Consider the following 24960-nt stretch of genomic DNA (forward strand, 5'->3'; position numbering starts at 1 on the left):
GCTTAAGCAACCAAATCCTACGTCATTTCAACGGCTTGCACCACATCCGCCAACCTCCATGAATTTTCCGGGTTAACTGGGCTAGCCGATTTCGGAGGTGGCATGATGGATGTGTCGGCGTCGGTTTATCGTCGCGACATCGAGGACCGACCTGAATATTCCTTTCTGGCTCACGACACCGAGCGCGACGTTCGCGAATTAAGGGATGTGCTGCGAGAGTTTGCAATAGGCGGGACATACGCAAGGTTGGTTAGCGCAAGTGACATGGAAGCTAAGCTCGTTCCGGTTATGCGGAGCGAACCATATGGGTTCCTGCATGAGAGCGCCAAATCTGAGGCGCAACGCGCGTTCCCTTGCGAAGAGCAGGTCGAAGACGGCCGAGATGTTCGGTCTTTCGCCGAGCGCAGGAGCTGAGATATGGCTCCCGGAAGTCAAGGTTTTGTCCTCCCGCCCAGCTCAAGCCAGAAAGCTACGCGATCGGAGGGCGCTTCACCGATAGTCGTTCATGCGTTTGCGGACGGCCGCTTCGCCGGCAACCCCGCGGCTGTCGTACTCTATGAGAAATATCCAGCGTCGGCCGAATGCGTAAGGCTGGCCCAAGGTTTCCGTCAACCTGTAACCGTGTTTCTTCGCCCGCTCCAAGATGCAGGTCATTTCGAGATTCGCTGGTTCACGCAGAACGCGGAATTGGACCTCTGTGGACATGGAACGTTGGCGGCGACATATTGGGTGTATTCCTCAGCCGCTTGCGAGCGGAACCTTCAAGTAACCTATCAGTCGCGGAGTGGACTTCTCCGTGGCTGGATGCAAGGGGACGTTGTTCAGGTCGCGCTTCCGCCGATCGACACGGCTGTTGCGACCTCCGCGGAATACGAATTGGTGGAACGGTGCATAGGCGCGCCGGTGAAAGAAATTCGAAAGGCATATGACGACTTCGTCGTTGTCGTCGACCACGAACGTACCGTTCTTGATTATGAGCCGAATTTTGGCAGCATAGCAGAGATCGACTGCCGCGGCGTCGTTCTCACGGCACTTGTCGATCCAAACGGGGCGTTCGCTGAGTTTGATATCGTATCCAGATTCTTTTCGCCGAGAATCGCAATCGACGAGGATCAGGTCTGCGTGTCAGCGCACTGCAAGCTCTATTCATATTGGGCGAAGGTCCTCGGTAGGAGGGATTTGCGTGCTCTGCAGGCTTCCGAGAACGGAGGAGGGCTCCACCTGTCGTCTGAGAATGGTCATGTCATCGTTGGAGGAAGGGCCAAGCTTGGGAGTATGGATGGCTGCCACGAAGGCCCACGAGATGGGCACCGCCGATTGCCATTCGCATGGAAAATCCCATTAGGTTAGCGACGCCATCAGAGTTTGGACTGGACGCTTCTGAGGCCGCCAGCGATCGGCTTCCCGGGTCGGCAGCCGTAGTGCCACTGTGACATTGCGGCATAGCCGTAGCCCGATTTGGACTGTGGAGACTACGACACTGACCCCGACACGAAGCGAACCGCTAGCATTTTCTTTTCCCAGACTCAGGGATAGCCGTCGGAGGTCTGCCAGCGGGGGTGGTTACGATCGAGCCCGTGAATCCTAGGTACATTTCATGCTCCCGGAGAAGGTCATGGGCGTTGTCTGCGATTAGGTCGACCTCGCGCGGATCCGCTGAGACGGCGGCAGCGACATCAAGATCTACGGCTGTCGTCCTCGTCACGGCGAATGCTGGCGAAAAGACATGCCGCCACGATCCTGTGTACCGCCCGGTTGTTACCGTGGAGAGTTGGCCTTGATGCGAGCAGTGGAGTGCGGGTCTGAGACGAAGGCTTCGAGGAAGTCACTCCATTTCAGCGGTGCGGCGCGCATGGGCAAGCATTTGCTCCAGCTCTTCCCTTCCGTCGCGGGTAAGCGAAATTATTGCCTCGTCCGGCCTGGCAGATGCTGATGATGCTAGCTGAGGTTGTCATCATTGCTGACGATCGTTTGAATCAGTCGAGTGCATGCCCTTCTTGGGGACGCCTGTGTCGTCGACGATCCACGCCGGATCGGTTTGCGCTGCTCGTGGAAGAACCCAGTCGCGACCCGCGCTAGGGTCAGGATCTGTAATTTGCAGAGCTTGGCCGCCGCCTGCGACAGCGTCGTGGCGGCATCAGAAGTCCCAACAGCCGAGAGTGAAGCCGCATTCGACGCTTATGTCGATGGTTCGATCAGGGTGATCGGCCATGCCGACCGAGCTTCCAGCCGGGCATGGCGAGCCGCTGCCTGATCACGAAGCTCCACCCTAACGCATCGGCGACCAGCGCGAATTCCTCCGCCGCCGCTACCTTCTGACTCAGCAAGACTATGGGCCTGCCCGGAGTCGCGGTCGCTCATCGTGCCGTCCTTGACAGGGCACTGGCGCAGGCCGCGCTTGCCACGCTGCATTATCGTCTCTGGGAGCCGACGACATCCATCCATTGTGCGAGATGGCGTCCCGTCGTTCACAGGCTGTTCGAGCGGCAGCCGATGCCGGGCATGTCGTCTCCGCCCCAGTCGCGTTCATGCAGGAGCTTCCCCAAATTGTCATGCGGACGGCTCGCGCCGAGCGGCAACCCATGCTCGGGAGGGCCAATGAGCGCCCTGCCGTTGCCGATTCTGGGGGCACAGCGGGGTGGAAGTGCCCATCGTGCGTAAGCCGGAGACGGCGCTTTTTGTCATATGTGTCCACAGTACGACAATTTTGTTGCATATCAGACAAAAGTTTCTTAAAGGAAAAACCTGGTCGGGAGGAGCCGACCAATCAACGGATGGATGGGAGGACGGATGGACGCTGCGGGTGAACGACTTCACGCGGATGCGATCATTGTCGATGCGGTATGCCCGCTATTGGACGATCAAGAGCGTATAGCGGACTATCAGGCCGGCGGGTTGACAGCCATCGCGCCAACAGTCGGCTACTGGCATGGAGCTGCGGTGACGCTGCGGACGATTGGATCATGGTACAGGCTGCTGAGGGAGCGCCACGATCTAATATTGGTCCGTACCGCTGCCGACATCCGGAGCGCCAAGGCTCAGGACAAGACGGGCATCATCTTGCATTTCCAGGGACCTGCGCCGATTGAGGACAGCCTCGATCTCATCGATGCCTTCAAGGCCCTTGGTGTAGGGATCATGCAACTTGCCTACAATGTGAAAAACCGGATCGGCGACGGTTGCGAAGAGCGTACCGATGCCGGGCTGAGCCGCTTCGGGTTGCAGGTCGTCGAGCGCATGAACCAGGCGCGCATGATTGTCGACTGCTCCCACACAGGCACTCAGACGACGATGGATGCAATCGAGCATTCCTCGGCTCCGGTGATCATCTCTCACGCAAACGCGAAAACCGTCTATCCATCGCCTCGCAATGTCTCCGACGAGATGATCAAGGCGATCGCAAAGAACGGCGGCACGATTGGTGTGGTGGGCTTTCCCGGCTTCGTTTCCGGCGACAAGCGCCCGACGATCGATCAGTTCATCGATCACATTGCTTACATGTGCGACCTGGTCGGCACCGAGCACGTCACGCTTGGCATTGACTACTATAGCCACCAGCATCCGTACGCCGACGATCAGGCAGCGAGGACCATGTACGAGAACGCCTTGGCTGACAACAGCTGGAGCCCCAACGCCTATCCGCCGCCCCCGCATTTCTATCCCGCAGGCATCGAGACGCCCAAGAGCATGTCGGCGCTGACCGAGGCTCTGCTGCGACGCGGGTTCAGGGCTGACGACATCCGAAAGATCTACGGCGAAAACTTGCTGCGGATTTACGAAACCGTCTGGGGAGAATGAAGCAGAACGACACTTCCGGCTACATCTTTCGCTGGTACGCACTTCTGTCAACTATCAACAACCGGGGAACTTCCATGAAAAACAAACTGACAAAATACAAAACCGCCCTCGGGCTCATTGCCCTAATTGCCGTTAGCCAGCCGGCTTTCGCTGGCAAGGCGGACGACACCCTCAATGTCGCCTTCACAAACGAGATCGAGACGCTGGACTATTATACGGCGACCAGCCGCGAAGCGCTTTCGGTCGGCCGCATCCTTTACGACGGCCTCGTCTCGAAGGACTTCAAGACGGGAAAGTTCGTTCCGGAGCTGGCCGAGTCTTACAAGTTCAATTCCGACACGCAGATCGACTTCAAAATTCGCAAGGGTGTCAAATTCCACGACGGGTCTGCGTTCTCCGCCGACGACGTGGTTTTTACCCTGAACCTGGTCTCTCGCCCTGACTTTGGCGCCAAGTATGCGATCGCTGTAAATTGGATCGACAAGGCTGAAAAGTTGGACAATGACACGGTCCGCCTCACCATGAAGGCTCCGTATCCGTTGGCGTTGGAGATGCTTGCCGGCAACGTGCCGATTTACTCCAAGGCCTACTACGAGAAGGTCGGTGCGGCGGGCATGGCTGTCAAGCCGATCGGAACAGGACCGTACAAACTGGTTGAACTGTCGCCGGGCGTCGGCGTCAAGCTTGAGCGGTTCACCGATTACTACAAGGGCGGACAGAAGCAAGATCCGAAAATCGGCAAGATCAACTTCCGGGTGCTGCCCGAAAGCAATACCCAATATGCGGAATTGCTGAACGGCAATATCGACTGGATCTGGCGTGTGCCGAAAGATGACATCCAGAGGCTTGCAAGTCAGCCCGGCGTGCAGGTGGAAAGCGCGCCCATCATGCGTTTTGACGAAATCAGCATGGACCCGCACGTGCCGAACTCCCCGCTCGCCGATGTCCGTGTGCGAAAGGCGGTCAACTACGCCATCAACCGCAAGGAAATACGCGACGCCTTCAAGGGAGAAAGTTCTCCGATCATCAACTCGGCGTGCAATCCGGTACAGTTTGGCTGCGAGACCGACGTCACCACCTATGAGTACAGTCCGGAAAAGGCAAAGCAACTGCTGAAGGAAGCCGGGTTTGAAAAGGGGATCAACCTCAGCATGATCATCTCCTCCGAAGGGGTGGCGGTGGCTGAAGCGGTCAAGGCCAATCTGGCCGCGGTGGGGATCAACCTGGCGATCAACAATCTGCAATATGCCGCGGGCGTGGAACAGTGGCGAAACCACAAGCAGGACATGTACTACAGCGACTGGGGTTCCTATGGCGTTGGCGACGTCGCCCTGAGCGTCGGTGATTTCTTCGCAGGGACCGGCGACGATGTTGTCAACGACCCGGAGGTCGTCTCGCCAATCGTCGAAGCCTCCAAGATCATGGACAGGGATCGCCGGAAAGCGCTCTATTCGAAGGCGCTGAAGCTGATCGCGGATCGGGCGTATTGGGTTCCGCTCTGGGTATGGAGCATGAACACCGCGATGTCGAAAGATCTCGATCTTCATATCAATCCTGATGAGTTCATTCCTTTCTACGACGCGAAATGGAAATGATCTCCTGCCGTCCAGCCGCGCGAGGCGGCTGGGCGGCGTAGCTCTTGCCGGGAGCGCACGATGTTGCACTTCGCAATTCGCCGGATACTGATGGCCTGCCTGCTCACGCTATTGGTCTCCTTCATCGCCTATTCCCTGATCTTCGCTGCCGGTGATCCGGCAGCCGCATTGGCCGGCCAGGCCTCGACCGCGGCCGATGCCGACCGGCTTCGGCACCTCTACGGTTTCGATCGGCCCATAATCGTTCAGTACCTCCACTGGCTATCCGGCGTTCTTCGTGGAGATTTCGGGACAAGCCTTTATTTTGGCCAGCCGGTCGCGACGCTTCTTGTCGATCGCTTCGCGATGACAGCTCGGCTGGGGTGTTTCGCCCTAATCCTGGCCCTGCTCGTCGCTGTACCTTTGGGTGTCGTCGCGGGCCGTTGGCCCAACAGTCTTGTCGACCGTCTGGCTTTGCTTTTCGCAGTTGTCGGCCAGGCGATGCCCAGCTTCTGGTTCGCGCTGCTGTTGATCATCCTGTTTTCCGTGAAGCTGGGGATCCTGCCGGCGTCGGGAACGGCGTCGTGGCAAGCCTTCATCATGCCGACTATCGTCCTTGGCTACTTCGCCACGCCGGCGATCATGCGCCTGACACGTTCAGGCATGATATCGGCACTGGAAGCAGACTATATCCGTACCGCCCGCGCCATGGGTCTCTCCGAGACGCGAGTCCTGTTCGATTACGCCCTGCGCAACGCAGCATTGCCCATCATCAGCCTGGCATCGGCGCAGTTCGGTTTCATGCTGGCAGGGTCTGTGGTTGTCGAAAACGTATTCGCCATTCATGGAGCTGGATCGCTCGCCTGGGAAAGCATATCGCGAGCCGACCTACCGACCGTCCAGGCGCTCGTTCTCTGCTTCTCGCTGTTTTACGTCGTGCTGACCCTGCTCGCCGATATGCTCAGTGCCATGCTCGATCCAAGGGTGCGCGGCCAATGACCGAAGCCTCAGCAGTTTCCACGGCAAGATCGGAACCGATTGCGAAAAGGAGCAACCTGGCGCGGTGGCTAAGGCACGGCGGCCTCATGCTTGGGCTCCTGGTCTTGTTGTTCGTCATCGTCATGGCTATGTTTGCACCGCTGCTAGCGCCCTATGACCCTTACCTGCAATCGCTTGCGGCCCGCCTCGCGCCTCCGATCTGGTCGCCGGGCGGCAGTTGGGCGCACCCGCTTGGCACAGACCAGTTGGGCCGCGACTACCTGTCACGCATCATCTATGGGGCGCAAATATCACTGGTGATCGGCGTCGGGACCGCCGTTGTCTCGGGCATCATCGGAACCGCTATCGGTGTTTGCGCCGGCTATTTCGGCGGCAAAGTCGACAGCGTGGCGATGTTCGTCATCACCGCTCGTCTGGCAATGCCGGTCATTCTGGTTTCGCTCGCCGTGGTGGCGCTCGTGGGCTCCTCGCTCACGGTGGTGATGCTGACGCTCGGCCTCTTGCTTTGGGATCGGTTTGCGCTCGTTACGAGGGCAACGACGATCCAGCTGAGGTCGTCCGAATTCGTAACGGCGGCCGAGTTGCAGGGCGCCTCCGTCCTGCAGATCATAAGGCACGAGATCCTTCCGAACCTCCTCAACAATCTTGTCGTGGTGGCTACGCTTGAGATGGCTCAGGCAATGATCCTAGAAGCAGCGCTCTCGTTCCTGGGCCTCGGCGTGCCCGCGCCATTGCCGTCATGGGGACTGATGATTTCCGAAGGCAAAGCCTCGATCCTGTTTGAGCCTTGGCTTATCACGATCCCGGGAGGGTTTCTGTTCACGCTCGTCCTGGGCACGAACCTTCTTGGCGACGGTCTGCGCGATGTGCTGTCGCCGGACGGACGCAATTGATAGGAACGCCCATGCTGATCAACGTGGAAAATCTGAACATTGACATCGCCACGGCGAACGGAACTCTTGCTGCGGTCCAGGATGTCAGTTTCAGCGTCTCGAAGGGCGAAACTGTCTGCATCGTAGGTGAATCCGGCTGCGGAAAGTCGATAACCGCGCTGTCGCTTCTGGGGCTTTTGCCCAAGGTCGCAAAGCGGTCAGCGCGGCGCATGACCTTCGACGGGATCGACATGCAAGCGATGACGAAGCGCCGACTTCGCGACTTGCGCGGAAACCGGCTGTCGATGATCTTTCAGGAGCCAATGACGGCGCTAAACCCGCTGCACACGATCGGGCGGCAATTGACGGACGTTTACCGCGCGCATCGCAAGGCCCCCCGAAGCGAGGCCAGGGAACGGGCCATCCATCTGCTGGAAGAGGTCGGAATTGGCGACGCGGCACGGCGCCTGGACAATTACCCCCACGAACTTTCCGGCGGCATGCGCCAGCGCGTCGTAATCGCCATGGCGCTCATGTGCGAGCCCGAGCTCATCGTGGCAGACGAACCGACAACGGCTCTCGACGTAACCATACAGGCTGAACTGCTGCGGCTCCTCATCGACCTGCAGAAGTCTTTCGGGATGGGGATGATCATGATCACCCACGATCTCGGGCTCGTATCGCGCATCGCCGACAGGGTGATCGTGATGTATGCAGGCCAGGTGGTGGAAACAGCGTCGGCCGAAAAACTGTTCGCCAATCCGTCCCACCCCTATACGCGCGCGCTGCTCGGTTCAGTACCCGATCCCTCGCATCCCCGGATGAAGCCGCTGCCCTCGATAGGCGGGACGGTTCCGTCGCTCCTGACCCGGATAGAGGGCTGCCATTTCTACGATAGGTGCCCTCTCGCCTCCGATGCCTGCCGCAGGCCGATTGAACTGGCGACAATCGGCGAAGGCCATGAAGCACGTTGCATAAAGGCTGGTGAAGCCGAAGTCCGTCTGAAGGTCGTGGCATGATGAGCGACAAACCCGTTCTTGAATTGCGCAAGGTCTCGCATGAATACAGCGGCCGAAGGGGGATTTTCGGCCACAGCGCACCGGTGCGTGCCGTCGATGAGGTTTCGATCCGCGTCGAGAGAGGCGATGTTCTTGGTATCGTTGGAGAATCGGGCTCGGGAAAAAGCACCCTCGCAAAGATCATGCTGGGTCTTCTCCCCCCAGCGCAAGGAGAGGTGCTGCTTAATGGTCGGCCGATTACCGGCATGACACGTCGGCAGATCGCGGAACGCGTGGGGTTCATTTTCCAGGATCCGTATTCGTCGCTAAACCCGCGCCAGACCGTGGGCACCATCGTGGCCTATCCGCTATATTTGCGCGGCGAGGGCACGTCTGCGGAGCGGCACGAACGTGCGCGAAAGATCCTCGACATTGTGGGGTTGCCGCCGCGCTTTCTCGAAGCCTATCCCAGCCAGATGTCGGGCGGACAACGGCAGCGCGTTGCTATCGCAAGGGCTCTGATTTCACGCCCGAAACTGCTGATATGCGACGAGCCGACCTCGGCGCTCGACGTGTCGGTTCAGTCCCAGGTGCTCAATCTGCTTTTGCAGCTGCGCGAGGAATTCGATCTGACCTATGTCATGATCAGCCACAATATGAGCGTGATCCAGCATATGACCACGCAGGTAGCGGTCATGTACCTTGGCCGGGTCGTGGAAATGAACGCCTCCGAGCGGATCTTCGAAAAGCCGCGCCATCCCTACACACAGCTTCTGCTGAACTCGACGCTGACGGTCGCTCCAGGTGCCGGTGTTCCCGATCTGAGGGCTGATGCCGCAGCCCGCCAGGCGATGCGTGAGCATCCATCCTACATTGCTCCCTGACTGATACAAAGGACCTCCGACGCCCTGGAGCGATTCGCCGGGCTTGACCGTGAAATGAAAATTGAGATGACGCAGTTGGATTCCGTAGAGCAGCATAAATATCCACCGGTCGGAGTTACCGTCCAAAAGCTGCGCAAGCAATTCAGGTTTACCCTGAATGACCTGGCGCAGAGATCCGGGCTCTCGATTTCGGCCGTTTCGAAAATCGAAAACGGTCAGGTGTCGCCCACTTACGACACGATCCTGCGTCTTTCGGTTGGATTAGGCGTCGATGTGACAGAGCTCTTCGGCAGTACGAGCAGCAAGTCGAATGCGGCAGGCCGCCTGGTCGTGACCAGAGGCGGCCAGGGCATTCAGCAACGAACACCTCACTACGAATACGAGTTGCTCGGTGCCGATCTCGCAACCAAGCAGTTCACGCCTCTGCTGACGCGTGTGCGCGCGCACTCGATCAAAGAATTCTCCAAAATCGAGGGCCATTTGGGGGAGGAGTTTTTCTATGTGCTGTCGGGCGAAGTGATCTTGCACACCGAGCACTATGCACCCGTCCGCCTCTTGCCAGGCGACAGCAGCTACTACGATTCGACCATGGGACACGCGCTCGTCTCGGCGAGCGAGGAAGATGCACTGATCTTGTGGATCGCCACGCGCGTCCACGGGGTACTGGTCCAGCCCACTTCAGCCGGTTGAAGGCGGCCTGACGACCGTTGCGCACGATAGATTTTGCCGAGAATACACTTCCCGCGAGTGTATCGCATCCCCGCTTGGCGGACCGGCCAAGGGCCGTGGGGGGGGATTGATGAATGTGGTGACGTTTTGAAGACAGTTTATGCGTGACGCAATTGGGACTGACAGGATCGCCGTGATTGGCGCCGGCGTGGCCGGCATCACAACCGCATACGCGCTTGCAAAGCGCGGCATTAACGTAACTGTCATCGACGCATTGTCCGGGCCTGCCGAAATGTGCAGCCGCGGGAACGCTGGGATCATCGCTGTCGGGCATGCGAAGGCCTGGGCAGGGCCGCAAGCTATTGGCGCCATGATGAAAGCTATTGCCGGGCGTGACCCGTCGGTCGAAGTAACACGCCTAAGAGACCCTGCACTGTGGCGTTGGGGCGTTGAGTTCCTGCTCAACTGCCGTCCTTCGGCCCATCGCACGAACACCGACAAGCTCCAGCGCCTGAGCCGCTACAGCCGTGCTCTCGTGGCCGCGGCTGAAACCGACATGAACCTGCCGAAGGAAACCCGACATCAAGGCGGCCTTTACCTGTTCCAGGATCGGAGCCAATTCGATGCTCATGCCGCCTCCATCAAGCGCCAAGGGAACGGCTCGATCGAAGTGCTTAGCCGCGACGCGCTCATTGCGCGCGAGCCCGCGCTGTCGGTATTGCCCCGCCTTGTCGGGGGGCTGTTCAGTGCGGCGGACTCCGTTGGCGACTGCCGACTATTTAGCCAACGGACAGCTGTCTATTTGACCCGGGAATGTGGGAGCAGCCAGCATTTTCACACGCGTGTCACTGGCTTTCACGGCGCAGGAAGCACCATCGCGGCGGTCAAAACCGAGCGAGGAGAGATACCTTGCGCAGGAGTGATCCTGGCCACAGGTGTCGAAACGCCTGACATAACCGGCTCGCTCGGCTTTCGTCCGAACATATACCCGGTAAAGGGCTATTCCGGCACGTGGACGGTAACAGATCCCGCCGGGGTACCGGCGTTGCCTTATGTGGACGAGACGGAATTGCTGGCGGTGGCGACCTACGGCGGAAAAATTCGAGTGACGGCGATCGCCGAATTCGCGGGTCGCGATCGGTCTATTCCCGAAAAGCGCATCGAAAGGCTCACCGACTACATGCGACGGTCTTTCGGGCATGCGGTGGACCTTGAGACGGCGGAATTCTGGTCCGGTCTGCGACCGACCACAGCCGCTGGTCCTCCCTATCTGGGGCGGATCCGAGGGTTTGACAATTTGTGGATCAACGCCGGACACGGGCAACTCGGCTGGACCATGGCGCTCGGCTGCGGTGAGCTGCTGGCGCAAATTGTCACAGGCGAACGAGCATCGCTGGGTGACGTCAGTTCGAGTGCCAGATGGCTTTCATAACCCGTGCAGCCCCAGGCGACACGATATGCGGCGCCCGCTGGAAAACGAGAGCTATGAAGCCGACAAGGAGTAACGACAATGACCGATGCATCCTTCAGGATCGTCGACGCGCAGAACACCGCAGCGTGCCTTCCCTTCGACAGCCTTGTCGACGAGTTGCAGACTGGTTTTGGCAAAGGCTGTGTGGTGCCCGCCCGACATCACCATCATCTTGCAAAGACCGATGAGCCGTCGGCAACCCTTCTCCTGATGCCAGCTTGGGCCAAAGCCGACGACCAGGATCAGTTCCTGGGAGTGAAGCTCGTCACTGTGGTCCCAGGGAACGCCGCCCGAGGCTTGCCCGGGCTGACATCCACATACGTGCTTTACGATGCTGTAACAGGCCAACAGCTGTGCCTGATGGATGGCAATGTCATTACCTCGAGGCGAACCGCGGCCACGGCCGCGCTGGGCGCTCGGTTCCTGGCCCGGGAGGACGCTCGCTCGCTGCTCGTCATCGGAGCAGGGCGTGTCGGCAGTCTCATTCCCGATGCCTACCGCGCCGTCAGACCGATCGAGAAGGTGTCGGTTTGGGATATCCAGCCTGAGGCCGCCCGGAAGCTTGTCCGTTCATTAAACGAGCGCGGGATTGCCGCTGAAGTCGCGAGGGACCTGGAGACGGGCATTGCTGCCGCCGACGTCGTCACCGCTGCGACGCTTGCGACCGAACCTGTAATCAAAGGCGAGTGGATCCGGAAGGGGACGCACATCGATCTCATCGGCGCCTTTACCCCAAAGATGAGAAAATCGGACGATGCGGCATTGGCGATGTCGCGCGCGTTTGTCGATACGGATGAAGCGCTGCACGAAGCGGGTGACCTCGTTCAGCCAATAGAAGCCGGCGTCGTTGCCAAAGAGCATGTTCTCGGCACGCTGGCCGACCTTGCGCATGGCAACTTGAAGGGACGAACCGCCGCCGACGAGATCACGTACTTCAAGGCGGTTGGGTCTGGGCTGGCTGACCTCGTCGCAGCTCGCATGGTCTACAAGAGTGTTTGCGCGTTCGATCGCAATTTGGCGCCACCGGCATTGCGTGCGCAGCCTTCGTGAGCGAGGGGTCCGTAGCGCCAGGAATTGATTAGCAGGAACGGTTCTCGAGGCAGCAAAAGGGCCGGGAGCCGATTTGTCGAAGGAACACCGCATGAGCCAAAGCGCTGAAGCAGCATCGACCAAGGATCAAGAACCTCGCCCGCGCATAGCCATCGCGGGATTCCAGCACGAGACCAACACGTTCGCGCCGTTTGGTGCCTCGTACGACGACTTTGCTCGGGCCGACGGGTGGCCGGCAATGACGTTCGGCTCTGACATCCTTCAGGTCTTTCCTTCCCTCGAGATCCCGATCGGCGGCTTTATCGCTGCAGCGAAGCAGACGTGCGATCTCGTGCCTATTGTTTGGGCCGCGGCAGAGCCAACAAGCTTTGTGTCGGACGACGCGTTCGAACGGATCGCCGCGACCATCTGCAACGGCATCGCCGCCGCGGGGAAACTCGACGCGGTCTATCTGGACCTGCATGGCGCCATGGTGGTGCAATCCTATGAGGACGGCGAGGGTGAACTGCTTCGACGCGTCCGAGCCGTTGTCGGGCCGGAACTTCCCGTCGTCGTCAGCCTCGACCTTCATGCCAATGTGACTGAGGCAATGGTGGAGTTGTGCGACGGCATCACTCTGTTCCGTACCTACCCTCACGTCGACATGGCCGCGACGGGTCAACGCGCCTTTATGCTGCTGCAGCAGCGCCTCGGTCATGGCGGCCCGCTAGCCAAGGTCTTTAGGAAAACGCCGTTTCTGATTCCGCTGGCTGCGCAATGCACCGATTTCGAGCCCTGCAACAGCCTGTATCGGGAGTTGCCGGACTATTTGGACGCCGCCGTCTTCAATGTCGACATCGCGCTTGGCTTTCCGTTGGCGGATATCCGGGATTGCGGGCCGGCACTCGTCGCATACGGTATAGATGCCGCAGCTGTCACCGCCGCAGCCGACAAGGCGTTTACAGCAATGCTCGATGCCGAAGCTAGGTTCGAGATGCCATTGCTCAGCGTCGATCAAGCCGTCGAACACGCACGTAGTCACGGACGCGAGGGGGAAACCATCGTGCTGGCCGATGTGCAGGACAATCCAGGCAGTGGAGGAACATCGGATACCATCGGTCTTCTCAAGGGGATGGTCGAAGGGGGCCTGCACAACAGCGCTCTCGGGCTGCTTTGGGATCCGGAAGCAGCGGCGGCGGCACACGAAGCCGGCATCGGCGCGGAAATCGAGCTGCGTCTTGGTGGAAGGTTCGGCTACGATAAAGAGCCCTACCAGGTCAAAGTTCGCGTTGAGGAACTTTCGGAGGGCAAATTCACAGCCAACGGGCCCTTCCTTGCCGGCGTCCAGGTTGATCTCGGCCGGATGGCACGGCTAAGGATTCTGGACCCGCGTTCCGACGTGCAGGTCGCAGTGTCGACAGTGCGATACCAATGCCTCGATCAGGACTTGTTGCGGGCTGTTGGCATCGAGCCGAAGGAGCAGTCGGTGGTCGCCGTCAAGAGCACTGTGCACTTCCGCGCCGACTTTGCACCCATGGCGAAAGAGATCCTCATGGTCGAGTCACCTGGTGCTCACTGGTGCCGCAGCGAGGCCCTCCAATATCAGCGTTTGCGTCGGGAAGTGCGAAAGAGTCCGACTGGGCTGGTAAAATGGTATGATGATCGCTTCGCCTAACAGTCCGAAAGGGCATTCGAGCGCAGAACGCTGACTGCGGCGTAGCTCTAGGGACTGCAGGCGAGGGCTGGGAGCGCATCCTCGGTTTCCGTCTTTGCACGGCCTCGGCGGTAGCGTGCTGCCTGCCTACCTCACTGAAAGCAGATGCTGGAGGTAGGCCACCATCTTGCCGGTTACCAACGAGTAGCCTGCCTGTCTGGTCAAAAAAAATGTTTCCACAAGCGGCGAAGCCTCGACGAATTCTTTAACCACCAGCTTTGGTAGCTCAGCGTTGCGGACGCATGACGGATAAAGCGTTACGCCAAGACCTGCGGCTACCATACTGAAGATGGTTGCCCCATCTTCTGCCTCAAGAGCGATCCTCGGTACGAACCCGGCAGTTGCACAGAATGCCTCCACGGTCGGGAGGTATAGTTCCCAGCCCTCACGATCACCCATAACGAACGGCTCTTCAGCAAGATCGCTCAAGGAGATGCGTTCCTGTTGCGCGAGTCGATGGTGTCGGCTCATCACGGCCACCAACGGCTCTTGCGTGAACGGCAACACTTCTACGTTGCGCTGAAAGCGGTGCCTGACGGCAAAGCCAACATCGATACGATTGGCGTTAAGATCGGTGGACTGTACGTCTGATCGATGACGTTTTAGGCTGATTTTCACAAGCGGATGGGTCCGCTTAAATTCAGCCAGAAGGGGTACCATAGGGCTGTGGATCGCAAAATCCATGTAGCCAACTCGCAATTCGCCGGTGAGGCCGACCTCTGCCTCTTGCGTCAGCTGAATCGCCCTTTTCATCTGAGCGAGCGTATAGTGCGCTTCCGCCAGAAAGACTTTGCCGGCCAAGGTGACATGTGTTGATCGAGTCGTCCGGTCTAGAAGCTGCACACCGAGCTTGGCTTCCAGCATGCTGATTGTCCTGCTTAAAGCCGGCTGGGCAACGTTAAGGCGCTTCGCCGCACCCACGAAGCTTAGCTCCTCTGCAACAGCCACAAAGGCACGAAGCTCCCTCATTTCCAAGGATGGAGATGCCATCAAGGTTCCATACAACTTTATACCGACTGCTGCTTTATCCCCCCATTCATAGCAAAATCAACAACAATCGGTGCCCAAGTTGTATTGGGACGCCGGTCGTTCCGAAGCTAGAGTTGCGACGTTGAAGTGCCGATCATCCGGACGAGAAACCCACAAGGGAACCGCTGTTTGACGGCCGCCGAAAGCCAATGGGAGCTAACGATGGATTTTGAAGATTCGAGCAACAAGCCGTTGCTCAAGCTTGATCGACGAACTTTACTCCGTGGATCTATAGGTCTCGGCATAGCCGGAGCTGTTGACCGCATTGTTCTGCCTAGAGCGGCATTTGCTCAAACACCACGACGTGGCGGCAAATTTGTCGCCGGGGTCAAGGGTGGGTCGACGACCGATACGGTTGACCCTACGAATATGCCTTCCTCGGTCCCGCTGTTTGTCTCCTATCAGCTTGGCAACCGGCTACTGGAGCGCACTACGGATGGAAAATTGGCCAGTGAGCTGGCTGAGAGCTGGGAGCCGAGCGACGGCGGAAAAACCTGGACATTTACCCTGAGAAAGGACGTCACCTTTCACAACGGTAAAGAGTTCACCGCCAAGGACATGGTCTACTCGCTGAACCGTCACCGCGGCCCCGATACGAAATCGGGCGCCGCCGCCCTGATGAAGGCGATCAAGGACATTAAGGTGGACGGCCCTCACCAATTGACGGTGACCTTGTCCGCGCCCGACGTCAACTTCCCGTACCTGATGACCAATGCGGCACTTATTGCTCAACCCGAAGGAGAAGACCCCGCCAAGGGAATCGGGACGGGACCGTTTATCCTTGACTCGGCACAACCGGGAATCCGCTATAATTTCCACCGGAATCCGAAGTATTTCAGGCCAGAGCAGCCATTGTTCGAAGAGCTCGAGATCTTGGTCATCAATGATGATATGGCCAGGATGTCCTCGCTTCTGGCGGGCTCAACCCACTTTGCCTCGGAGCTCACACCGAACCTTGTCGTGCGGCTCAAGAATTCGTCATCGGTCAGGGTCGACGTGGCGGATACCACCACGTTCTACTATTTCGTGATGCAGACGAACAAAGCGCCATTCGACAATCCCGATCTGCGGCTAGCGCTCAAATATGCGGTTGATCGGAATTTGATCTTAAAAACCACGCAGGCGGGCTACGGCACCATCGGCAACGACAATCCCATCAATTCGATCTATCCGCTTTATTCCGAACTGCCCCAGCACACGTACGATCCCGATAAAGCCAGCTTCTATTACAAGAAGTCTGGTCACAGCGGTGCGATCGATCTCTACACGTCCGAATCCGTGTTCCCGGGAGCGGTCAACGCCGCAGAAATCTTCCAGCAGACGGCAGCCAAAGCTGGCATTACCATCAATCCAAAGCGTGTACCGGCTGACGGCTATTGGAGCGACGTCTGGATGAAAAAGCCCTTCTGTGCCTCCTATTTTGGCAGCTTGGCCACGGAAGATCAGGCGTTCACCCAGCCATTTGAAAGCGACTCACCGTGGAACGACGGAAACTGGTATCGGCCGGAGTTTGACAAGCTTCTGGCCCAAGCCAGGTCGGAATTAGACACCGAAAAGCGCAGGTCCCTATATCACGATGCCGCCAAAATGGTTCAGGAGGACGCAGGCCACGTAACCTTGATGTTTTCGACCTCCATCAACGGCTTGGCGAAAAACGTACAGGGTTTCGTAGGCAATCACTTTCACGGCGAGGCGAAGAACTTCGCACGTTGCTGGTTTGAGGCCTAATAAGCGCATTACGACGCTCCCAGCCACGCTCGAAACGGTTCGAGCGGGGGTCTCCACATCCCTACTTTTGAAAAATCAGGGTGAGAACGTGACTATTACTTTGAATAATGGACGAGAAATATCTCCGGCGGCACGAAAGCTCCTCGCTGATTCGATTGTTTGGGACACGCACGCCGGTGTCGCTTGTCGGCCCAGTCTAGATCTGAGTTTTCTGTCGCGCTGGCGCGACGGCGGGGCAACTTTCATCGGTCTGAACGTCGGATGGGACGCGCTCTCCTGGCAGGAGTCGCTCCGGTGCGCGGCTCACTACCGCAGGTGGCTTGAACTTCATGACGACGAGTACGTAGTCGTCGACCGGTTTGCCGATGTTGAACGTGCCAAACTAGAGGGCAAGCTCGCCGTGGCCCTTGATCTGGAAGGCGCTAATGCCCTCGACAAGAACATTGAAATGATTGGAGCCTTTCATCGTTTGGGCATACGCCAGATGAACCTAGCTTATAACAAGAACAATGCGTTCGCCGGTGGGTGCACGGATGAAGATATTCCTCTCACGCCACTTGGTCGTGAGGCTATAGCCGAGATGAATCGTGTCGGCATGATGGTCGATGTCACCCATACCGGCTATCGCTCTTCGATGGAAGTCATGGAGATTTCCACGACGCCCGTCATCTTCACACACTCCAACCCGCGGGCCCTTTGGGACCACGAGCGCAATCTGCGCGACGACCAGATCAAGGCCTGCGCCCGGACAGGCGGGGTGGTGGGTATCAACGGCGTCAGCAAATACATGGCCGCAGATGAGGATTGTACGCCGGAAACCATCATCAACCACATCGACTACGTCGCGAACCTGGTAGGAGTCGACCATGTTGGCTTGGGCTTGGACGCCGTCCTTGATCCAGATGAGATGCCGAACCTCGTGAAGGAATTTCCCAATGTCTGGCCAGAGTCAGAGGCCGATCAATGGGATTACTCGTCATGGCGGTTCATTCTCCCGGAACAACTCCCTGACATCGCTGAGGGTCTGTTGCTCCGGCAGTACAGTGAGACGGACGTAAGAAAGATCATGGGGCAGAACTTTGCAAGGGTAGCTTCCGAAGTCTGGATCTAGCGTCAGCGCTTCAAAAACTCTGCAACAAGTCTTTGATGCTCGGGGATGTCATCTCTCCGAGCAAAGCCTCTGCTCGGAATTTTTATGAAGATTACCAACATCAAGGTCACACACGTTAACGTGCCGTTGTCAGCACCGCTGTGGTGGACGGCGGGGCTCTATGGCGGCGCTTCCAAATCGATCATTGAAGTTGAGACTGATTCAGGTCTTATCGGCCTGGGCGAAGCTCCTTGGTGGCACTTTGGCGAGGTCGTCAAATCGGATATCGCTCCAGCCCTTATCGGGGCTGACCCGCTCGATCTTGCGGACTGTGAAGCGCGCTGCGTCCCGCCCTGGCAGATCACGGTCAACACAGGTGAAAACGCTGCCTCGATTGCGTTTGGTGCGGTGGAACTCGCGCTTTGGGACATTCGGGGCAAAGTGATTGGCATGCCGCTTTATCGGTTGCTAGGCGGCGCGGTCCGTAAAAGCATTCCTTTCTCCGAGTATTTTGCCTTTCGTCCCGATCAGGACGGAGCGGGTGGGGAAATGACGCCCGAAGCCGTCGTAGAGCATTGCCTTAAAATGCGCGAAGAGCACGGTTCGACCATTTTCGAGGGTAAGCTCATATTAGGCGATCCTCAGCTCGAGATTCGTACAGTGCGAATGCTGCGGGAAGCTTTTGGACAGGGCGCAGAGATCAAGCTGGACACGAACATGCAGTGGTCCCTGACCACCGCGCGCTGGGTTCTGCGCGAGATTGAGCCTTACAACATCCGTAACTATGAAGATCCGGTCGCGACATTCGAGGAGATGGCTGCGTTGCGGCAGCATTCCCGCATTCCGTTCTCGACCCATGTCCCAGATTTGCGGCGCGCCGTAGCGCTTGGCGCTCCCGACTATTTTGTCTGCAACTTCGCAGCCCTCGGAGGTCTTTCGAAGGCGCTGAAGTTCATCGCTGCCTGCGAAGCCATGGGCAAGGGCTTTTGGTGCTATTCTAATGACTTGGGTATCATGACGGCTGCGTATCTCTATGTCGTGGCTGCCACGCCCTGGATCACCGAGGCTTCGCAGTCGCTCTTTCGTTGGCAAGTGGGCGACGTCATTCGCAACGGGCCCTTCCGGCAGACCAACAACACGGTGCCCGTGCCCGAGGGGCATGGTCTCGGGGTTGAGCTCGACCCCCCGGCAATGGCTCGATGGTTAAAGCATTTGCAGGACAACGGTCCAGTCAACCATTTCTTCGATCCGATCCGGCCGGGGCGGTACAGGCGTCTGCCACTTCACTGACGAGACGGTCTCGCGCGGAATCCTCTCGCGAGGTGCCGTGGCATGGAACTGAGCTAGGGAGCGACAATGAGTGCGGCCGCAGAATCCCTCCACCAAAATGCGATCATTATCGACGCGGTATGTCCCCTTTTGGATGACCAGGACATGATTGCTGAATATCGGGCGGGCGGTCTGACTGCGATCGCTCCGACTGTTGGGTTCTGGGACGGGACAGAGGTTACCCTGCGGAAAATTGCATTGTGGCATCGGCTGTTGCGTGAACGTGACGATCTGCTTCTCGTCCGCACGGCGGCCGATGTCCGCAAGGCCAAAGTGCTCGGCAAGATGGGCATCATTATGCACTTCCAGGGGCCTGCACCCATCGAGGATAAACTGGATCTCATCGACACCTTCAAGGTGCTCGGGGTCGGTATTATGCAGCTCGCCTACAATGTTAGGAACCGTCTCGGCGATGGCTGTGAAGAACGCTCGGATGCTGGTCTGAGCCGATTTGGGCTGCAGGTCATAGAGCGCATGAACCGGGTTCGTACGATAGTCGATTGCGCTCATACGGGGGTTCGAACGACCATGGATGCGATCGAACACTCGTCGGCGCCGGTCATCGTGTCCCACGCCAACGCAAAAGCCCTTCACTCGTCTGCCCGGAATCTCTCCGACGAGCTGATTAAGGCAATCGCCGCCCAAGGCGGAACAATTGGAGTTGTTGGCTTCCCTGGCTTCGTGTCTGGCGACAAGCGGCCAACGATCGATCGCTTTATCGACCACATCGCCCATATCTCCAGCCTCGTGGGCCCGCAGCACGTTACGTTGGGCATCGACTATTATGCCGGCCAGTATCCTTATACAGATGATGCCGCCGCGTTGAAGCAGTATCAGAAGTACGTTGCCGACAATGTGTGGACTCCGGAGGCTTACCCACCTCCACCTCACTTCTTCCCTGGCGGTATTGAGACGCCGCGCTCGCTGCCAGCGCTAACCGAAGCCCTGCTGCGCCGGCAGTTCAGCGAACAGGAGATCATGGGCATCTACGGCGGCAATCTCCTCAGGATCTACGAGACAATCTGGGGCGGCTAAGCTCACCACGATCCTGCTCCTGCCAGACTACCGCCCACACGAGGCGGCGACGCCATGGGTCCGAACAACTTCTCAAAACTGCTTCTGGGAAAGAGCATGAACCGGCGGTTCGACACGGTCGTTATCGGAGGCGGCATCGTTGGGGTGAGTGCCTCGTATTATCTGGCGAAGGCCGGGAAACTGGTCGCCCTCGTTGAAAAGGGACGTATCAACGTGAACAGTCAGGCCGTGGCTGGGGCATCATTGGCACGCAAGGCCGTGACCTTCTGGAAATGCCGCTGATGCTCGATGCCCTTGAAATTTGGCGCGGCCTCGAAAATGAACTCGGGGAATCTGTGGGGTGGAAGGAGCAGGGTCAGGTCTCGCTTTTCTCCAACGATCGCGGGCGCCGGCGTTCCGAGGGTTTCATGGCAGTTGCAAAACAATTTGGCCTGACAACGGAGCTTCTTGGGCCGAACGACCTCGTTGGCCTGCTGCCACACACCCAGCCTGAAGGTCAATTGGGAGCGCTGTATACGCCCGCTGACGGAAGTGCTGACCCAGAGCTAACAGCCATGGCCTTTGCGCGAGCAGCCGCGCGCCATGGCGCCGTGATCTGGGAGAACACTGCCGCACGCTCCATTGACGTCTGGGGAGAGCTCGTTTGCGGCGTAGACACCGAGCAGGGCCGTTTGGGCTGTGAGAACATCGTCGTTGCTGCGGGATGTTGGACCAGCCTCCTGTTAAAGCCGCTTGGGATTGCACATCCGAGCCTGTGGATTCGGGGCTCAGTCGGTCGGTCTACGGTGGTGCCGTCTGACATGAAGCTTGCCGTTTCCTGCGATAAGTACGCCTACCTGCAACGAGCCGACGGGCGCCTCAACCTCGCTGCCATCGACGCGTGGGTGCACGACTTGATGCTGCATAGCCGCCCCAAGCTTCTGAGGCTTCACAACCTCAAACAGAAGAAGATCAAGCTCGGCTTAGGCACACCCATGGTCCGTAGTATGATGGGGGATTTCAATGACTTCGTTACTCACCGGGCACTGGATCCAGCTCCTGACCTAGAGGGTTTGAAGCGGGCTGCGACGGCCTTCCATGCGGAACATCCCGTAATTGGCTCAATTCAATACGAGCGATCGTGGGCCGGCTATGTGGATTACACCCCGGACGGACTGCCGATCGTCGAAGCTGTGGGCGAGCCGAGGGGCCTGTTTGTCGCTGCTGGCCTTGGTCACCACGGCTTCGGCCTTGCACCAGCTGTCGGCCGGTCAATTTCCGATCTGATCGTCAAGGGCATTACCCACCGCGATCTGACGCCGTTTAGCTCCCGCCGGTTCCGTCATGACTGAAATGTCGGATCAAACTGTGATCGTGGTGGGTGCAGGGATTATTGGTCTCTGTGTCGCCTACCATGCCACGAAAGGCGGGGCGACCGTGACGATCGTGGATCGGGACCCGGCCGGCGACAAAGCATCTTTCGGAAATGCTGGAGGCATCGCAGTCACCGAGGTCCTCCCGGCCTCAGTGCCCGGTCTCTGGAAAAAAGTGCCTAAGTGGCTACTCGACCCCCTTGGCCCTCTCTCATTGAGGATGACGCATGCTCCACGGCTGCTGCCATGGCTGTGGAACTTCGCGCAGGCCGGATCGCCGGCAGAGGTGGGGCGGATTTCGGAAGCGCTGGCAGCGCTGAACCATCGGGTCTACGCCGATCTTATTCCTCTTTTTTCAGACATAGGATTGAGCGGGGAACTCCATCGCAAGGGCGGTCTCACCGTTTACGAAAGCGAGAAAGGCTGGCATGCCGACACGCCCGTGTGGGAAGCAAAGCGACGGCTTGGTATCGACGTTCGTCAACTATTGGGAAATCAGGCCCGGGAATTGGAGCCGGCGCTAGGACCACTGGTTAAGAGCGCCATTTTGACACCTCAGTGGTCGCACGTGTCCGACCCAAAGCGGGTTGTGGACGGTCTGCGCTCCTGGCTAACGGCTAATGGCGCGACGTTGATTGCGGCCCAAGTCTCCCATGTTGCCCCCAGTCCCGAGGGCGGCACGGTTACCTTGGCTGACGGCTCTATTTTGAACGCATCCAAAATTGTCGTCGCGGCGGGAGCGTGGTCGGCAGAGCTTTCACGCCAGCTTGGCGACCATGCGCTGCTCGAAAGCGAGCGCGGCTACAACACCACAATCGCTGCACCCCAAATCGCACTCAACCGAACGATGATTTTTGCCGAGCGCAAGTTCGTGGCAACGCCTCTTTCTATTGGTTTACGTATCGGCGGTGCGGCCGAATTCGGAGGACTGCGAGCCACCCCGAACTTTGCTCGCTCGAAAGCCTTGGTCGAGCTTGCAAAGGCATATCTCCCGGGCCTGGATGGCCATGGCGGTGTGGTGTGGAGCGGGCACCGGCCCGCGACCCCGGACACGTTGCCCGTTATCAGTCGCTCCGCGACCCATGCCCACATTCTGTATGCGTTCGGGCACGGTCACCTCGGCCTCACACAAGGTCCAACCACCGGCAAACTCATTGGCGATCTGCTCTTCGGGCGTGATCCGCCCATACCACTCGGACCCTACTCAATTGAGCGCTTCAGTGCCGCAAAGCGGATAATTGGTCCGAGAGCCAGTCATTTCCAATTACTAGGAGCTCAACGATGAACGGTTCTGAGCCAATCCAGAAGCGAGAACCGGTAGGGGTCTTTCGCCGCAGCGGCGGCCGCGAGGGCCGTAAGGCTCTGCGAGGAGTTCCCAGCGCTGTCTTTCCCGACTCTGGTGCGCAAGATTCCGGTCTACCAGATGGTTCCGGACGAGGCGGTGGAACTGATCCACGAGGAGTCGCTCTCCATCCTCGAAGAAGTGGGCTGCGAGTATGTGGCCAGGGTTTGAAAACGCGGTCCTTCCGTCAAGGTCGTTCCGTGGCTCGGGAAGATTTCCGCACAAGACTCCACAAATGAAGCAATGAAAGGAAGCGAGACTATGAGAGTTGGTTTTGTTGGTTTGGGGACGATGGGGCGAAACGCAGCCGCCAACGTTCAGCGCAAGGGCTTCGATCTGGTTGTCTACGACATCCGGTCAGAAGCCATGCAGCCGTTTATCGATCAGGGCGCCCGTCCCGCCACCAGCCCGGCCGATGTACTCAACCATGCGGACGTCGTCGTTACCATGGTATTCGGTCCAAAAGAGATCGAAGCCGTCGCGAGCGGAGAGAACGGCCTGTTTTCGGCCGACTGTCAGGGCAAATACTGGATTGACCTCACGACCAGCAGCCCGCAGCTGATGCGATCCCTCGGCAGGGAATTTGTAGCCAAGGGGGGGCACCCCATTGATGCTCCGGTAACAGGGTCGGTCGATTCCGCCATCCGGGGTGACATGATTCTGTTCGTTGGAGGGGAGGAACGCGACGCCGAGCGTATCCGTCCCGTGCTCGAGGCCATGGGAGAAGTTCGCAAAGTCGGCAAACATGGCACCGGCTATGTCGCAAAACTGGTTAATAATCAATTGTGGAAAATCCATGCGGCCGCCATCGGGGAGGCGATGGTAACGGCCAAACTCGCAGGCTTAGAGCCTGAGATCTGGTGGAACGCCATGAAGGGCGGGGCCGCGGATAGCTTCGTCATGCAGCACGACGTGCCCTCCATCTTTGCGGGTCATTATGATCCGTCGTTCCCGTTAGCCCTCTGCCTCAAGGATCTCGGTCTTATTGAAGAGCTTATGAAAGAGACCGGGACGCGAAATGACCTTACGCGGGCGACTCACGAGCGATTCAAGCAGGCTGCTGCCCGCTATGGCATGGGTGCCGGTGAAATGACGGTTTGCAAGGTGATTGAAGATGAAGCTGGCATAGACTTACGCGTCACAGGCGACTGGGTAGCTCCCTGGGAGGTTAAAGCTCCCTCAGCATAGGCGCCGGGCAAACCGGCGCTGGCCGATCGCTACGCTGTTGAATAACGAAGTCAAACCTCCGATGGGATGCCCCCGTCGGTACAGCATCGCTGAGAAGGAAGTAAAATGTCGCTCACCCGGCACTCTGCGAACCTTTGGGCTGTTGATTGCCACTGAGAACTGACCCGGCCGGGTCAGTTCTCAGTGAAAATCAACAGCCTCAGGTCAAACCGAATTCCATGCACTAATTTTGGGGACCATCGACGGCAATCGGATCGCCTTTGGAGGCGACAACCTGTTCCTTTTCGACTTCGAGGGAGACGGGGCCAAACGCACGATTGCCTTTCAGACCACCGTAATGCGCAACAGCTTTCAGTTGGACATGCACCGAACAGCAAGGTAAATTTTACGGTCAAGGTCCGCAACAACCTGGATCGCGCCGTTGTATACAGCGCCCGCCTATTGATGGCCCATGGTTGGACCTCGGATGGTCGGGCTGAAAGCATCTCACTACAACCTGGGCAGCCTGGCGACATAATGCTTGGGGCGAATGCACCCTCCCAGGTCGATGCGCGGCGAAGACTTGTCAGCGCCGAAGTTCTGATTGACGGTGTAACGCAAGGACCGATCTGCGAAGCCCTAGTTTCGGTAGTAGGCGAGGTATCGCGAAGTCAACCGGATGCAGAATGGCTATCGACAGCTTGACGCGGCTCCTCCCGTCCACCGTTGCGATATGACCACGGCGATAGTCAAGCGAACCCTCGCGGCCGGGATTTTGGCGAATTCTAGGTCGACGCCTTCGATCCTTGTGGTAGGGTTGCGTTCACGTTGCGGCGGATCAGAACCATACGCTTCCCAGCGCAATGGCCACCAGCTTCAT

22 protein-coding genes are annotated in these 24960 nt (G+C 58.5%); 21 read left to right on the forward strand and 1 reads right to left on the reverse strand.

Translation table 11 applies throughout. The annotated features are described in order from the left end of the window. The first annotated feature begins 417 nt into the window (after positions 1-417). The 12 genes from AC07FD_RS19360 to AC07FD_RS19415 all read left to right on the forward strand — a co-directional run bounded on the left by AC07FD_RS19360 (position 418) and on the right by AC07FD_RS19415 (position 13969). Positions 418-1350, forward strand: coding sequence for a PhzF family phenazine biosynthesis protein (locus tag AC07FD_RS19360; protein ID WP_478351147.1), 933 nt, complete (start codon positions 418-420; stop codon positions 1348-1350). Between the two features lie 745 nt (positions 1351-2095). Further along, complete coding sequence (locus AC07FD_RS19365) at positions 2096-2254, forward strand: hypothetical protein (protein WP_478351148.1); 159 nt, start codon at positions 2096-2098, stop codon at positions 2252-2254. Positions 2255-2790: 536 nt separating this feature from the next. Continuing rightward, positions 2791-3798, forward strand: a complete 1008-nt coding sequence (locus AC07FD_RS19370; RefSeq protein ID WP_478351149.1) for a dipeptidase — start codon at positions 2791-2793, stop codon at positions 3796-3798. Further along, the gene (locus AC07FD_RS19375) at positions 3795-5393 is read left to right on the forward strand and encodes an ABC transporter substrate-binding protein (RefSeq protein ID WP_478351150.1); all 1599 of its coding nucleotides are present in this window, start codon (positions 3795-3797) and stop codon (positions 5391-5393) included. The genes AC07FD_RS19370 and AC07FD_RS19375 overlap by 4 nt, the downstream gene beginning before the upstream one ends. A 60-nt stretch (positions 5394-5453) precedes the next feature. Beyond that, positions 5454-6371 (forward strand): ABC transporter permease, encoded by a 918-nt coding sequence (locus AC07FD_RS19380; protein WP_478351151.1) that lies wholly within the window; start codon positions 5454-5456, stop codon positions 6369-6371. Next, complete coding sequence (locus AC07FD_RS19385; protein WP_478351152.1) at positions 6368-7264, forward strand: ABC transporter permease; 897 nt, start codon at positions 6368-6370, stop codon at positions 7262-7264. Before AC07FD_RS19380 ends, AC07FD_RS19385 begins: the two co-directional genes overlap by 4 nt. 11 nt (positions 7265-7275) lie before the next feature. Next, positions 7276-8262, forward strand: coding sequence for an ABC transporter ATP-binding protein (locus tag AC07FD_RS19390; RefSeq protein ID WP_478351153.1), 987 nt, complete (start codon positions 7276-7278; stop codon positions 8260-8262). Continuing rightward, a complete protein-coding gene (locus AC07FD_RS19395) occupies positions 8259-9125 on the forward strand; it encodes an ATP-binding cassette domain-containing protein (protein ID WP_478351154.1) in 867 nt (288 codons plus the stop codon). The genes AC07FD_RS19390 and AC07FD_RS19395 overlap by 4 nt, the downstream gene beginning before the upstream one ends. 54 nt (positions 9126-9179) lie before the next feature. Next, on the forward strand, positions 9180-9815 hold the full coding sequence (locus AC07FD_RS19400; RefSeq protein WP_478351155.1) for a helix-turn-helix domain-containing protein: 636 nt from the start codon (positions 9180-9182) through the stop codon (positions 9813-9815). A gap of 139 nt (positions 9816-9954) precedes the next feature. After that, on the forward strand, positions 9955-11226 hold the full coding sequence (locus AC07FD_RS19405) for an FAD-dependent oxidoreductase (protein ID WP_478351156.1): 1272 nt from the start codon (positions 9955-9957) through the stop codon (positions 11224-11226). A gap of 78 nt (positions 11227-11304) precedes the next feature. Beyond that, a complete protein-coding gene (lhpI, locus tag AC07FD_RS19410; protein WP_478351157.1) occupies positions 11305-12315 on the forward strand; it encodes a bifunctional Delta(1)-pyrroline-2-carboxylate/Delta(1)-piperideine-2-carboxylate reductase in 1011 nt (336 codons plus the stop codon). Positions 12316-12406: 91 nt separating this feature from the next. After that, positions 12407-13969 (forward strand): M81 family metallopeptidase, encoded by a 1563-nt coding sequence (locus tag AC07FD_RS19415; RefSeq protein WP_478351158.1) that lies wholly within the window; start codon positions 12407-12409, stop codon positions 13967-13969. Between the two features lie 126 nt (positions 13970-14095). Here the strand turns inward: AC07FD_RS19415 and AC07FD_RS19420 are convergent, their stop codons facing one another. Further along, positions 14096-14998 (reverse strand): LysR family transcriptional regulator, encoded by a 903-nt coding sequence (locus tag AC07FD_RS19420; protein WP_478351159.1) that lies wholly within the window; start codon positions 14996-14998, stop codon positions 14096-14098. Between the two features lie 201 nt (positions 14999-15199). On the opposite strand from AC07FD_RS19420, the gene AC07FD_RS19425 reads away from it, so the two are divergent. The 9 genes from AC07FD_RS19425 to AC07FD_RS19465 all read left to right on the forward strand — a co-directional run bounded on the left by AC07FD_RS19425 (position 15200) and on the right by AC07FD_RS19465 (position 24101). Then, a complete protein-coding gene (locus AC07FD_RS19425) occupies positions 15200-16765 on the forward strand; it encodes an ABC transporter substrate-binding protein (protein ID WP_478351160.1) in 1566 nt (521 codons plus the stop codon). Positions 16766-16853: 88 nt separating this feature from the next. Further along, positions 16854-17876, forward strand: a complete 1023-nt coding sequence (locus tag AC07FD_RS19430; protein WP_478351161.1) for a dipeptidase — start codon at positions 16854-16856, stop codon at positions 17874-17876. Between the two features lie 84 nt (positions 17877-17960). Further along, positions 17961-19145 (forward strand): mandelate racemase/muconate lactonizing enzyme family protein, encoded by a 1185-nt coding sequence (locus tag AC07FD_RS19435; protein WP_478351162.1) that lies wholly within the window; start codon positions 17961-17963, stop codon positions 19143-19145. 66 nt (positions 19146-19211) lie between these two features. Then, a complete protein-coding gene (locus AC07FD_RS19440; protein WP_478351163.1) occupies positions 19212-20219 on the forward strand; it encodes a membrane dipeptidase in 1008 nt (335 codons plus the stop codon). Positions 20220-20273: 54 nt separating this feature from the next. Continuing rightward, the gene (locus AC07FD_RS19445) at positions 20274-20501 is read left to right on the forward strand and encodes an FAD-dependent oxidoreductase (protein WP_478351164.1); all 228 of its coding nucleotides are present in this window, start codon (positions 20274-20276) and stop codon (positions 20499-20501) included. Then, positions 20492-21550 carry an NAD(P)/FAD-dependent oxidoreductase gene (locus AC07FD_RS19450; protein WP_478351165.1) on the forward strand — a complete coding sequence of 353 codons (1059 nt, stop codon included), beginning with the start codon at positions 20492-20494 and terminating at the stop codon, positions 21548-21550. Before AC07FD_RS19445 ends, AC07FD_RS19450 begins: the two co-directional genes overlap by 10 nt. Continuing rightward, positions 21543-22856 carry an NAD(P)/FAD-dependent oxidoreductase gene (locus AC07FD_RS19455; RefSeq protein WP_478351166.1) on the forward strand — a complete coding sequence of 438 codons (1314 nt, stop codon included), beginning with the start codon at positions 21543-21545 and terminating at the stop codon, positions 22854-22856. Before AC07FD_RS19450 ends, AC07FD_RS19455 begins: the two co-directional genes overlap by 8 nt. Positions 22857-22994: 138 nt before the next feature. Beyond that, positions 22995-23084, forward strand: a complete 90-nt coding sequence (locus AC07FD_RS19460) for a hypothetical protein (RefSeq protein ID WP_478351184.1) — start codon at positions 22995-22997, stop codon at positions 23082-23084. A 72-nt stretch (positions 23085-23156) separates the two neighbouring features. Next, positions 23157-24101, forward strand: a complete 945-nt coding sequence (locus AC07FD_RS19465) for an NAD(P)-dependent oxidoreductase (protein ID WP_478351167.1) — start codon at positions 23157-23159, stop codon at positions 24099-24101. Positions 24102-24960: the final 859 nt, after the last annotated feature.

This window comes from Mesorhizobium waitakense (genome assembly GCF_056431085.1).

Excerpts from the sequence above, each read along its gene's own strand:
- AC07FD_RS19450 (WP_478351165.1), top strand. The coding sequence starts at position 20,492 with ATGCCGCTGATGCTCGATGCCCTTGAAATTTGGCGCGGCCTCGAAAAT.
- AC07FD_RS19460 (WP_478351184.1), top strand. The coding sequence starts at position 22,995 with ATGGTTCCGGACGAGGCGGTGGAACTGATCCACGAGGAGTCGCTCTCC.
- AC07FD_RS19385 (WP_478351152.1), top strand. The coding sequence starts at position 6,368 with ATGACCGAAGCCTCAGCAGTTTCCACGGCAAGATCGGAACCGATTGCG.
- AC07FD_RS19395 (WP_478351154.1), top strand. The coding sequence starts at position 8,259 with ATGATGAGCGACAAACCCGTTCTTGAATTGCGCAAGGTCTCGCATGAA.
- AC07FD_RS19425 (WP_478351160.1), top strand. The coding sequence starts at position 15,200 with ATGGATTTTGAAGATTCGAGCAACAAGCCGTTGCTCAAGCTTGATCGA.
- AC07FD_RS19465 (WP_478351167.1), top strand. The coding sequence starts at position 23,157 with ATGAAAGGAAGCGAGACTATGAGAGTTGGTTTTGTTGGTTTGGGGACG.
- AC07FD_RS19415 (WP_478351158.1), top strand. The coding sequence starts at position 12,407 with ATGAGCCAAAGCGCTGAAGCAGCATCGACCAAGGATCAAGAACCTCGC.
- AC07FD_RS19360 (WP_478351147.1), top strand. The coding sequence starts at position 418 with ATGGCTCCCGGAAGTCAAGGTTTTGTCCTCCCGCCCAGCTCAAGCCAG.
- AC07FD_RS19420 (WP_478351159.1), bottom strand. The coding sequence starts at position 14,998 with ATGGCATCTCCATCCTTGGAAATGAGGGAGCTTCGTGCCTTTGTGGCT.
- AC07FD_RS19370 (WP_478351149.1), top strand. The coding sequence starts at position 2,791 with ATGGACGCTGCGGGTGAACGACTTCACGCGGATGCGATCATTGTCGAT.
- lhpI (WP_478351157.1), top strand. The coding sequence starts at position 11,305 with ATGACCGATGCATCCTTCAGGATCGTCGACGCGCAGAACACCGCAGCG.
- AC07FD_RS19405 (WP_478351156.1), top strand. The coding sequence starts at position 9,955 with ATGCGTGACGCAATTGGGACTGACAGGATCGCCGTGATTGGCGCCGGC.
- AC07FD_RS19455 (WP_478351166.1), top strand. The coding sequence starts at position 21,543 with ATGACTGAAATGTCGGATCAAACTGTGATCGTGGTGGGTGCAGGGATT.
- AC07FD_RS19375 (WP_478351150.1), top strand. The coding sequence starts at position 3,795 with ATGAAGCAGAACGACACTTCCGGCTACATCTTTCGCTGGTACGCACTT.
- AC07FD_RS19445 (WP_478351164.1), top strand. The coding sequence starts at position 20,274 with ATGGGTCCGAACAACTTCTCAAAACTGCTTCTGGGAAAGAGCATGAAC.
- AC07FD_RS19435 (WP_478351162.1), top strand. The coding sequence starts at position 17,961 with ATGAAGATTACCAACATCAAGGTCACACACGTTAACGTGCCGTTGTCA.
- AC07FD_RS19440 (WP_478351163.1), top strand. The coding sequence starts at position 19,212 with ATGAGTGCGGCCGCAGAATCCCTCCACCAAAATGCGATCATTATCGAC.
- AC07FD_RS19400 (WP_478351155.1), top strand. The coding sequence starts at position 9,180 with ATGAAAATTGAGATGACGCAGTTGGATTCCGTAGAGCAGCATAAATAT.
- AC07FD_RS19380 (WP_478351151.1), top strand. The coding sequence starts at position 5,454 with ATGTTGCACTTCGCAATTCGCCGGATACTGATGGCCTGCCTGCTCACG.
- AC07FD_RS19390 (WP_478351153.1), top strand. The coding sequence starts at position 7,276 with ATGCTGATCAACGTGGAAAATCTGAACATTGACATCGCCACGGCGAAC.